Raw genomic sequence first — 10,704 nt, forward strand, 5'->3', positions numbered from 1 at the left:
CGGTGCCCCCGAGGGGGTGCCGGGCCTGCGGCGTTCCCCGGCAGTGGATCTGATGTCCGATTAGTGGGCGAATATTCGAGTTCGGGGAGGTTTGGACTAGATCGCCAGTACTCGCTATGTTCTGCCGCATGTCGATGCCTCGCCGTTCCCCCCTGCCGGGTGTGCACAGGATCGCCCGGGCGCTGGCCATCACGGCGGCCGCCACCGGGGTGCTGGCCGCCGCCGTCGGCACCGCCGAGGCCGCCCCCGCCGAGCCGCCCAGCCGCAAGGACGTCAAGGCGCAGGTGGACCAGCTCTACGACGAGGCCGAGAAGGCCTCGGAGCGGTTCAACGCCGCCGAGGAGACCCAGAAGCGCCTGCAGGCCGAGAGCGGCCGGCTGCTCGACGAGGTCGCCGCCGGGCAGGACGGGCTGAACCGGCTGCGCGGCGAGCTGGGGGCGGTGGCCGCCGCCGAGTACCGTGCGGGCGGGATGGACCCGACGGTGCAGCTGATGCTCAGCTCCGACCCGGCCGGCTACCTCAGCCGGGCCCGCAGCCTGGACCAGGCCGCCGCCCGGCAGGCCGAGACCCTGCACGAGCTGGTCGACCGTCAGCGCCGCCTCGACCAGCGCCGGGCCGAGGCCCAGGCCAAGCTCGGCGAGCTGGACCAGGTGCGGCGCTCGCTGACCGAGAGCAAGCGGGAGGTCCAGCAGCGGCTCGCCACGGCCCAGCACCTGCTGGACAGCCTGGGCGCCGCCGAGCGGGCCCGGCTCGCCGCGCAGGACGCCGAGGAGGCCGAGAGCCGCGCCACCCGGGGCACCGACCGGCTCGACCTCGGCAACCAGCCGGCCTCCTCCGAGCGGGCCGCCGCCGCGCTGGCCGCCGCCATCGCCAAGATCGGCTCCCCGTACGTCTACGGATCGACCGGCCCCCGTACCTTCGACTGCTCCGGTCTGATGTACTGGAGCTGGCGGCAGGCCGGAGTCTCGCTGCCGCGCACTTCGCAGGAGCAGGCCCACGCGGGCCAGCGGATCAGCCTCGCCGAGGCCCGACCGGGAGACCTGGTGATCTTCTACAAGGACGCCCACCACGTCGGCATGTACGCCGGCGGCGGTGTCGTGGTGCACGCGCCCTACCCGGGGGCCAAGGTGCGCTACGAGAGCGTCAGCGCGATGCCGGTGAGCGGGGTGGTGCGGGTCTGACCGGTGCAGGGGAGCAGCCCGTGCTGTCCCGGCGCGGAGCCCTGCTCCTCGCGGCCGGGAGCTTCGCGCTGCTCTCCCCGCCGGTCCGGCGCCCGCCCAAGGCGGCCCCGGCCGTCCCACCCCCGGTGCGGCCCCAGCTGGAGGCGCTGCTCACGGCCCGGTCCGCCGCACTGCTGCGCCGGGACGGGGCGGCGCTGACCGCGCTCGCCGCGCCGGAGGCGGTGCCGGGCGAGCTCACCCTGCTGGCCCGGCTGGCGGAGCTGCCGCTGGCCGGGCTGGGCTACCGGCTGACCGGGGTCGGCGAGCCGACGGTGGGCGGCGGCGAGAGCGGCGCGGCCGTCGAGCGGGTGAGCGCCACGGCCGAGCTCGGCTACCGGGTGGACGGGGTGGACGCGCACCCGGCCCTGCTGGGGCGGCGGGTGGAGTTCGTCCGCAGTGGCGGGCGGTGGCTGCTGGCCTCCGACGAGCCCGCCGGGGCGGTGGCGCTGTGGGACTTGGGCGCCGTACGGGTGGTGCGCGGGGCCCGCAGCACCGTGCTCGGGCTCGGCGAGCCGGGGGAGCTGGCGAAGACGGCGGCGCTGGCCGATCACGCGGTGCCGGCCGTCAGCGAGGTGTGGGGGAGCGGCTGGGCCGGGCGGCTGCTGCTCGAGATACCGGCCAGCGAGGAGCAGTTCGCCCAGCTGCTCGGGGTCAAAGCGGCGGACTACCAGGGCATAGCCGCCGTCACCACCGCCGCGACCGGCCCTGACGGGCAGTCCGCCGCCGACCGCGTGGTGCTCAACCCCGAGGCGTACGCCGAGCTCACCGACCTCGGCCGGCGGGTCGTCACCACCCACGAGGCCACCCATGTGGCCACCCGGGCCGACACCAGGGCCTGGACCCCGCTCTGGCTCTCGGAGGGCGTCGCCGACTACACCGGCTACCGGTCGACCGGCCGCACGCCCCGGCAGATCGCCCCCGAACTCGCCAAGGACGTCCAGGCCGGGCGGCTGCCCGCCGCGCTGCCGCTCGACAGCGACTTCACCGCCGGGGCGGTGGGCATAGCGCAGGCCTACGAACTGGGCTGGTCCGCCTGCCGGCTGATCGCCGAGCGCTACGGGGAGCCCCGGCTGACCGCGTTCTACCGCGCCGCCGGGGCGGCCGGGCCGACCGCGAGCCGGGACCAGTGGCTGGACGGGCTGCTGCGGGCCCAGCTGGGGGTGGGGCTCGATGCCTTCGTGAAGGAGTGGGTGGCGGAGCTGAAGCGGCTGTTCGGCGGCTGAACAGGGCGCTACTTGATGCCGTCGAGCAGGTGCTGCTCGTAGGTGATGCCGGGCCGGATGGTGTAGGCCGGGGCCGCCGGGAGGGCGGGCAGGACGACGGTGCGCGGCGCCTCGGGGGCCCGGGTGGAGCGCCAGAGGCGGCGGCAGGAGAGCAGGGTCGCGGCCAGCAGCAGGAGGTTGCGGACGGTCAGCACGGCGACCCCGAGCGGCTGGCTCGCGTGCACCTGGCCGAACAGCACCGGGAACTCCAGGGTGGTGACCAGGGTCGTCACCAGGATGATCACCGCGACGGGCTTCTGGCTGGTGCCGCGCACCGTGAGGCAGACCGCCGCGACGCCGACCAGCCAGACCAGGTACTGCGGACTGATCACCCGGCTGGTCACGGTGAAGACCAGCAGCGCGGCCAGCGCGGCGTCGTACGGGGTCGAGGGCTGCCAGCGCTTGGCCCGCAGCCGCCACACCAGCAGCCAGCCGAAGCCGAGCGCGGTGCCCGCCACCGCGGCCTTGGAGAGCACCGGCACCCAGGGCCCGAGCATCTCGAGCGAGCCGTAGTTCATCGAGACCTGCCCGCGCCAGCCGCCCGCGAGCCGGGCGAAGTGCAGCGGCAGGGCCGCCAGCGACTCCACCTCGATGCCCCGGTCACGCTGGAACTTCAGGAACTCGAAGGCGCCGTTCATGCCCGCCGCGAGCAGGAAGCCCACCGCGCTCAGGGTGGCCAGCGCGGCCGTCCAGGAGCGGCGGGTGCGGCGGCCCTTCGGGGTGCCCGCCAGGGCCAGCACCGGCCAGACCTTCACCAGGGCGCCGAAGCCCAGCAGCGCCCCGCCGAGCGCGGGCCGCCGCAGCACCGACAGCAGCCCGGCCACCGTGATCGCGGTGACGATCAGGTCGTACCGGCAGTAGACCGTCGGCCCGAGCAGCGGCACCCCCGCGACCCAGACCCAGGCCCCGGAGAAGCTGCGGCCGCGCTTGGCGCCCGCCCGCATCAGCAGGCCCATGGCGAGGGCGTCGACCACGCCGCAGATCACGTAGAAGGAGACCAGGTACGACCAGGGCAGCAGCCCCGGCAGCAGGATCACCAGCGCGGCACCGGGCGGGTACTGCCAGGTCACGTCGTCCAGCGGGAAGGTGCCGGTCTGCAGCACCTCGTACCAGCCGTGGTAGATCACCGAGACGTCGGCCGTCACATCGGCCCCGGAGATCCGGATCACGCCCATGACCATCAGCAGGATCAGCGCCCGGGTGACCACCCAGCCGGCGCCCAGCGCCCAGAGCGCGCCACCGGCGGGGGAGGGAGCGGGGGACAGCGCGGTGCTGCCGCTGCCGGTAGGACCGGCGTGGACCAACGCCACCCTCTGCTCCCTCGTTCGTCTCGGACACCGCGCGGCCTGACGGCGCTCCCGGCGAACGGCGGTGTTGACCTATGGTACGGATCAGCGCCGGGTACACCGAGCACCCCCCTACCGAGCGAGCCGTCAGCCATGCACAAGACCCTGATCGTCACGAACGACTTCCCGCCCCGGCCGGGCGGGATCCAGGCGTTCGTCCACAACATGGCCGTCCGTCAGCCGGCGGGCAGTGTGGTCGTGTACGCCTCGACCTGGCGGGACGGCAGCGAGGTCGCCCGGTTCGACGCCGAGCAGCCGTTCCCGGTGATCCGGGACCGGACGAAGATGATGGTGCCGACGCCGCGGGTGACGCGGCGGGCCGCGGAGATCCTCAAGGCGGAGAGTTGCGACTCGGTCTGGTTCGGGGCGGCCGCGCCGCTCGGGCTGATGGCGCCGACGCTGCGCCGGGCCGGGGCCGGCCGGCTGCTCGGGATGACGCACGGGCACGAGGCCGCCTGGGCGCAGCTGCCCGGCTCGCGGCAGCTGCTGCGGCGGATCGGCGCCGGGACGGACGTCCTCACCTACCTCGGGGAGTACACCCGCTCGCGGATCGCGGCGGCGGTGGGGCCGGAGGCCGCGCGGCGGATGGTGCAGCTCCCGCCGGGGGTGGACGAGCAGACCTTCCGGCCGGACTCGGGCGGTGACGCGGTGCGGGCGCGGCTGGGGCTGGCGGACCGGCCGGTGGTGGTCTGCGTCTCGCGGCTGGTGCCGCGCAAGGGGCAGGACACGCTGATCGAGGCGATGCCGCAGATCCTGCGGGAGGTGCCGGACGCGGTGCTGCTGATCGTCGGCGGCGGGCCGTACCGGGGCGAGCTGGAGAAGCTGGCGGCGGCGCGGGGGGTCGCGGCCTCGGTCCGGTTCACCGGGGCGGTGCCGTGGGAGGAGCTGCCGGCGCACTACGGGGCGGGCGACGTCTTCGCGATGCCGTGCCGCACCCGGCGGGGCGGGCTGGACGTGGAGGGTCTCGGGATCGTCTACCTGGAGGCCTCGGCGACCGGGCTGCCGGTGGTGGCGGGGGACTCCGGCGGGGCTCCGGACGCCGTCCTCGAGGGCGAGACGGGGTACGTGGTGCCGGGAGGCAGTGCGGCGGCCGCGGCGGAGCGGATCGTGCGGCTGCTGCTCGATCCGCAGCTGCGGGCCCGGATGGGGGAGGCCGGACGGCGCTGGGTGGAGCGGGACTGGCGCTGGGACCTGCTCGCCGGGAGGCTCACCTCGCTGCTCGCCGGGTGAGTCGCACTCTCCAGGGGCGCGGGGAACGGCGCGAGGTCGGAAGAGGCCGACCGTTCGGCTGACGCCGAGAGCCGGTTGCAACACCTAGGGGCACGGGGAACTGCGCGAAGTCGGAAGGCGACAGGCCGTCATCTTCCGCACTCGCGCAGTTCCCCGCGCCCTTAGGTAGTGCACCTACTTCTGGTAGAGAGCCTCCACGTCGGCCGCGAAGTCCTTGAGGACGACGTTGCGCTTGAGCTTGAGCGACGGGGTGATGTGGCCGCTGGCCTCGGAGAGGACGGCGTCGAGGATGCGGAACTTCTTGACGGCCTCGGCGTGGGAGACGGCGGCGTTGCCGTCGTCGACCGCGGACTGGATGGCGGCCAGCAGGTCGGGGTCGGTGGAGAGCTCGGCGACGGTGGCGGTGACCGGCTTGTTGTTGAGCTCCTTCCACTTGGGGAAGAACTCCTCGTCGACGGTGACCAGGCAGGCGATGAAGGGCTTGCGGTCGCCGACCACCATGACCTCGCCGACCAGGGGGTGGGCGCGGATGCGGTCCTCGATCACGGCGGGGGCGACGTTCTTGCCGCCGGCCGTGACGATGATCTCCTTCTTGCGGCCGGTGATCACCAGGTAGCCCTCGTCGTCCAGGGTGCCCAGGTCGCCGGTGGCGAACCAGCCGTCGTGCAGGGCGTCCGCGGTGGCGGTCGGGTTGTTCCAGTAGCCGGTGAAGACCTGCGGGCCCTTCAGGAGGACTTCGCCGTCCTCGGCGATCCGGATGGCGGAGCCGGGCAGCGGCTGGCCGACGGTGCCGATCTTGGGCTTGTCGTGCGGGTTGAAGGCGGTGGCGGCACAGGTCTCGGTCAGGCCGTAGCCCTCCAGGACGGTGAAGCCGATGCCCCGGTAGAAGTGGCCGAGGCGCTCGCCGAGCGGCGCGCCGCCGGAGATCGCGTGGGTGGCCCGGCCGCCCAGGGCCGCGCGGAGCTTGCTGTAGACCAGCTTGTCGAAGACCAGGTGCTTGAGCTTGAGGCCCAGCGGGGCGCCGCCGTTGTCCAGCGCGCGGCTGTAGGCGATGGCGGTCTCGGCGGCCTTGTCGAAGATCTTGCCCTTGCCGTCGGCCTGGGCCTTGGCCCGCGCGGAGTTGTAGACCTTCTCGAAGACCCGGGGGACGCCCAGGATCAGGGTGGGCCGGAAGGCGGCCAGCTCGGCGGTGACGTCCTTGATGTCGGAGACGTGGCCCAGCTTGATCGGGGCGATCGCGGCGGCGATCTCGGCGATCCGGCCGAGCACGTGCGCCAGCGGCAGGAAGAGCAGCACCGAGCTCTCGCCGGTGACGAAGAGCGGCTGCAGGCGGGCCGTCACGTTGCCCAGCTCGGCCAGGAAGTTGCCGTGCGTCAGCTGGCAGCCCTTGGGGCGGCCGGTGGTGCCGGAGGTGTAGACGATGGTGGCGAGGGAGTCCTCGGTCGCGGTGCCCCGGCGCTCGTGGACCGTCTCCTCGGCCACCTTCTCACCGGCGGCGGCCAGCGCGGCCAGCGCGCCGCGCTCGATCTGCCAGGTGTGGGCGAGCTCCGGCAGGTCCGGGCGGACCTGCTCGACCACGGCGGCGTGCGAGTCGGTCTCGGTGATCACGGCGACGGCGCCGGAGTCCCCGAGGATCCACTGCACCTGCTCGGCGGAGGAGGTCTCGTACACCGGCACGGTGATCGCGCCCGCGCTCCAGATCGCGAAGTCGAGCAGCGTCCACTCGTAGCGGGTGCGCGACATCACACCGACCCGGTCGCCCGGGGCGATGCCGGCGGCGATCAGGCCCTTGGCGGCGCTGTGCACCTCGGCGAGGAACTGGGCAGCAGTCAGGTCCGTCCAGCCGTTGGCCGTCTTCCGGCTGAGCACGGCGACGCCCGGGTGACGCTCCGCGTTCTGGTGGACGAGGTCGGAGAGGTTACCGCCGCTCGGTACCTGGTAGCGGGCCGGAAGGCTGAAGTCGAGCAAGACTGCTCCTCGTCTGCGACGCTGCGGGACGGCAGGACGTTACTGCCCGGTAAACGGAATGGCCAGGGGAGCCCGGTGCGGTGTTCGAAGAGTCACATCGCAGGTCGGAGCCACTGCGGCCCTCCTCAGCACCTTATGCCAGCGCATTTGTGACTCGTCGGTAGCGCGCTCGGGGTCGGCGCCCCACGGGGCAACCGGCGCCGTCCGGCGCGATAACCTGCCCTGGGCGCACATCTGAAGAGACGCGGAGGGCCGTTCCATGGCGGAGCACACCAGGTCGAGCATCACCATCGCCGCGACCCCGGCCGAGGTCATGGCCGTGATCGCCGACTTCGAGGCCTACCCCGAGTGGACGGGTGAGGTGAAGGAGATCGAGGTGCTGGAGACGGCGGAGAACGGCCGGGCCGCCGAGGTGCGCCTGCTGCTCGATGCCGGCGCCATCCGCGACGACCACACGCTGGCCTACACCTGGGACGGCGACCGCGAGGTCAGCTGGACCCTGGTGAAGAGCCAGATGCTCCGCTCGCTGGACGGCTCGTACGCGCTGGCGCCGATCGCCGGCGGCACCGAGGTCACCTACCAGCTGGCCGTGGACGTGAAGATCCCGATGCTCGGGATGATCAAGCGCAAGGCCGAGAAGGTCATCATCGACCGTGCCCTGGCCGGCCTGAAGAAGCGCGTCGAAGGCTAGGGCCTCTCTTCCGGATCACGCCGGGCGGTCGCCGCCGGGGCACGCGCCCTCCTTGCCCGGCATCGGGCAGGGGGGCCCTTCGACGGCTTCTCGTCGGTCGCCGATGCTCCGTATGGACTCTCCCCCAGCCTTCGGCCGGGAGGTGCCCCCTTCTCGGCGCCGCCCGCGCGTCACCGGGCGACGCCCGCCCCGCGGCGCCAGCCGCTGATGTCACAGCCGACGTGATCCGAAAGAGAGGCCCTGGTGGCTCAGCGCACGATCCTGGTCAGCGGCCCTGGGTCCGCCCTGGTCGCCGCCGCGACCGCGTTGCACGCCGCGCGGCGGCGGTACCGGACGCTGCTGCTGGCCGCGGACGATCCGCACCGGCGGGTGGACGCGCTGCTCGACACCCGGCTCGAGGCGGAGCCGCAGGCCGTCGACGGGCTGCTGAGTGTGGCCCGGCTGGACGAGCAGGCCGCCTTCCGGGGTGCGCTGGACGAGCTCGCGCCCCGGCTGAGGCCCGCGCTCGACCTGCTCGGGGCGGCGCCGCTGGACGCTGAGGAGCTCACCCCGCTGCCCGGCACCCGGCAGCTCGCGCTGCTGCGCGCGCTGCGCTCCGCCGAGGCGGAGGTGCTGGTGGTCGCGGCCCCCGCCCCCGCCGAGCTGCTGGCCGCCCTCGCCCTCCCGGAGCAGCTCGACCGCTACCTGGACCGCCTGGTGCCCGAGCAGCGGCAGGCCGCCCGCGCGCTGCGCCCGCTGCTGGCCGCCGTGGCCGGGGTGCCGATGCCCGCCGAGTGGCTGTTCGAGGCCCGTGGCTGGGCGGCGAAGGCGCTGGCCGAGGCCCGGGCCGTGATCGAGGCGCCCGGCACCTCGGTACGGCTCACGGTGGACGCCGACTCCGTGGCGCCCGAGGAGCTGCGCCGGATCCGGGCCGGCCTCGCCCTGCACGGGCACCGGCTGGACGCCGTGGTGGCGCACCGCGCCCTGCCGGTGGCCGCCGCCGCCTCGCCCGACCCCTGGCTGGCCGGGGAGGCCGCCCGGCAGCGGGCCCGGCTCGCCACGCTGGCTGAGGAGCTGGGTGTGCCGCTGCTCGTCTCGCGCCGCCCCGAGGGCACCCTGGAGACGGTCTCCGAGCAGCTCTACGGCGAGGGCCCCGGCCCGGCCGTGCCGGCCGCCGCCGACTGGCCGGTGGAGGACCGCCGGGCGGAGGAGGGGCTGCTGGTCTGGCGGATCCCGCTGCCCGGCGCCGACCGGGCCGACCTGGAGCTGGTCCGCCGGGGTGACGAGCTGGTGCTCGGCCTGGGCGCGTACCGGCGGATCCTGCCGCTGCCCTCGGCGCTGCGGCGCTGCACGGTCAGCGGCGCGGGCCTCGCCGACGGGGTGCTCACCCTGCGCTTCGCGCCGGACCCCGCGCTCTGGCCCCGCTGAGCCTGTCGGAGCCTGCTGAAGCCCTGTCGAAGCTTGTCGAACGAGGAGAGAACGATGGCCGACGATCGCGGCGAGCTTGCGGAGGAGGTCCGCCGGTTCGTGCTGGCGGTGGGGGAGAAGGCGCAGCAGGCCGGCCAGCGCTTCCGTGAGCAGAACCCCGAGGTGTACGGCCACCTGGCGGCCGCGGGCGGTGAGCTGCTCGCCGCGTACCGGGCCGCCGTCGCCGGTCACGAGCGGCGCTGGGCCGCGCCCGGGAGCGCCGAGGGCGAGCGCATCGACCTTGACGAACCGTCGGACAAGTAGTTAAGCCGGATTCCGCTTCTGGTAGTGGTCTGGTCCTTTGGCGTCACGTAGCGCGCCCGAACGTACGACACTTGAAGCCGAAATCCATCAGAGTGGCCCAATTGTTTTCGAATCCTGTAGGCGGGAGTGTGTACGGGAGGTGTCTTCAGCGGGTACCGTTCCGCTCAGCGGAGACGAGTGAATAGCTGAGGGACACATGGCTCTGACCATCGGCGTCGATGTCGGCGGGACGAAGATCGCGGCCGGCGTGGTCGACGAGAACGGCGAGATCCTGGCGCGGACCCGGGTACCCACCCCGGCCGACCCCCAGTGGGCGGTCGATGCCATCGCGCAGGCCGTCCGCGAGCTCCGCGAGCAGTACCCCGCGGTGGCGGCCGTCGGCGTCGGAGCCCCCGGCTTCGTGGACTCCAGCCGCTCCACCGTGATCTTCGCGCCGAACATCGCCTGGGAGGCCGAGCCGCTCAAGCAGCGGATCGAGGAGCTGACCGGCCTCGACACGGTGGTCGAGAACGACGCCAACTGCGCGGCCTGGGCCGAGTTCCGCTTCGGGGCGGCCGCCGACCACACCGACATGGTGCTCATCACGGTCGGCACCGGTATCGGCGGCGGGATCGTGCTCGACGGGCGCCTGCACCGCGGCCGCTTCGGCGTGGCCGGCGAGATCGGGCACCTCAACATGGTGCCGGACGGCCTCCTCTGCGGCTGCGGCGGCAAGGGCTGCTGGGAGCAGTACGGCTCCGGGCGGGCGCTGCGGCGGTACGGCCGGGAGAAGGCCGCGGCCGACCCGATCGCGGGCAAGCGGATGCTGGAGCTCAACGACGGGGTCGCCGAGACCATCCGCGGCATCCACATCACCGAGGCGGCCCAGGACGGGGATCCGCTGGCACTCGAGTGCTACGCCGAGCTGGCCGACTGGCTGGGGCGCGGCATGGCGGACCTCGCGGCGCTGTTCGACCCGGGCGTCTTCGTCCTCGGCGGCGGGGTCTCCGACTCCGGGCGGCTGCTGCTCGACCCGGTCGCGGCGGCCTTCGGGACGTACCTGACGGGCGGCGTGCACCGGCCCCGGGCGGAGGTCGTGCTGGCCTCGATGGGCTCGGCGGCGGGGATCGTCGGCGCGGCGGATCTGGCCCGTTACTAGGGCAAGCTGCACTATCCGGGGGCGCGAGGAACCGCGCGAGCGCGGAAGGCGCAGACCTGTCGTCTTCCGCGCTGCCTGGACACCCAGGACAGCGACGAGATCGTGGCCATCGTCAAGGCGATCGCCCCGGGCTTCGCCG

9 protein-coding genes are annotated in these 10,704 nt (G+C 73.9%); 7 read left to right on the forward strand and 2 right to left on the reverse strand.

The annotated features are described in order from the left end of the window. The first annotated feature begins 128 nt into the window (after positions 1–128). Together ABT095_RS16865 and ABT095_RS16870 are read left to right on the forward strand one after the other, a co-directional pair. The gene (locus ABT095_RS16865) at positions 129–1,181 is read left to right on the forward strand and encodes a C40 family peptidase (protein WP_350530169.1); all 1,053 of its coding nucleotides are present in this window, start codon (positions 129–131) and stop codon (positions 1,179–1,181) included. Positions 1,182–1,201: 20 nt separating this feature from the next. Next, positions 1,202–2,443 carry a hypothetical protein gene (locus ABT095_RS16870; RefSeq protein ID WP_350530170.1) on the forward strand — a complete coding sequence of 414 codons (1,242 nt, stop codon included), beginning with the start codon at positions 1,202–1,204 and terminating at the stop codon, positions 2,441–2,443. A gap of 8 nt (positions 2,444–2,451) precedes the next feature. On the opposite strand, the gene ABT095_RS16875 is transcribed toward ABT095_RS16870, so the two are convergent. Next, positions 2,452–3,792: a glycosyltransferase 87 family protein gene (locus ABT095_RS16875; RefSeq protein WP_350530171.1), complete on the reverse strand. Its 1,341-nt coding sequence runs from the start codon at positions 3,790–3,792 to the stop codon at positions 2,452–2,454. A 129-nt stretch (positions 3,793–3,921) separates the two neighbouring features. Between ABT095_RS16875 and ABT095_RS16880 the strand changes: the two genes are divergently transcribed. Beyond that, complete coding sequence (locus ABT095_RS16880; RefSeq protein WP_350530172.1) at positions 3,922–5,058, forward strand: glycosyltransferase family 4 protein; 1,137 nt, start codon at positions 3,922–3,924, stop codon at positions 5,056–5,058. A 174-nt stretch (positions 5,059–5,232) separates the two neighbouring features. On the opposite strand, the gene ABT095_RS16885 is transcribed toward ABT095_RS16880, so the two are convergent. After that, positions 5,233–7,026 carry an AMP-dependent synthetase/ligase gene (locus tag ABT095_RS16885; protein ID WP_350530173.1) on the reverse strand — a complete coding sequence of 598 codons (1,794 nt, stop codon included), beginning with the start codon at positions 7,024–7,026 and terminating at the stop codon, positions 5,233–5,235. Positions 7,027–7,285: 259 nt separating this feature from the next. On the opposite strand from ABT095_RS16885, the gene ABT095_RS16890 reads away from it, so the two are divergent. The 4 genes from ABT095_RS16890 (at position 7,286) to ABT095_RS16905 (ending at position 10,565) form a co-directional block, all read left to right on the forward strand. Beyond that, positions 7,286–7,717 (forward strand): SRPBCC family protein, encoded by a 432-nt coding sequence (locus tag ABT095_RS16890; protein ID WP_350530174.1) that lies wholly within the window; start codon positions 7,286–7,288, stop codon positions 7,715–7,717. A gap of 243 nt (positions 7,718–7,960) precedes the next feature. Next, positions 7,961–9,124 (forward strand): ArsA family ATPase, encoded by a 1,164-nt coding sequence (locus ABT095_RS16895; protein WP_350530175.1) that lies wholly within the window; start codon positions 7,961–7,963, stop codon positions 9,122–9,124. Between the two features lie 54 nt (positions 9,125–9,178). Further along, entirely contained in the window at positions 9,179–9,427 is a 249-nt protein-coding gene (locus ABT095_RS16900; RefSeq protein ID WP_350530176.1) for a DUF5304 family protein, read from the forward strand. A 196-nt stretch (positions 9,428–9,623) separates the two neighbouring features. Next, positions 9,624–10,565, forward strand: coding sequence for an ROK family glucokinase (locus tag ABT095_RS16905; protein WP_350530177.1), 942 nt, complete (start codon positions 9,624–9,626; stop codon positions 10,563–10,565). Positions 10,566–10,704 lie beyond the last annotated feature (139 nt).

Origin of the sequence: Kitasatospora sp. NPDC002227 (assembly GCF_040296285.1) — a bacterium.
Classification (GTDB): Bacteria; Actinomycetota; Actinomycetes; order Streptomycetales; family Streptomycetaceae; genus Kitasatospora.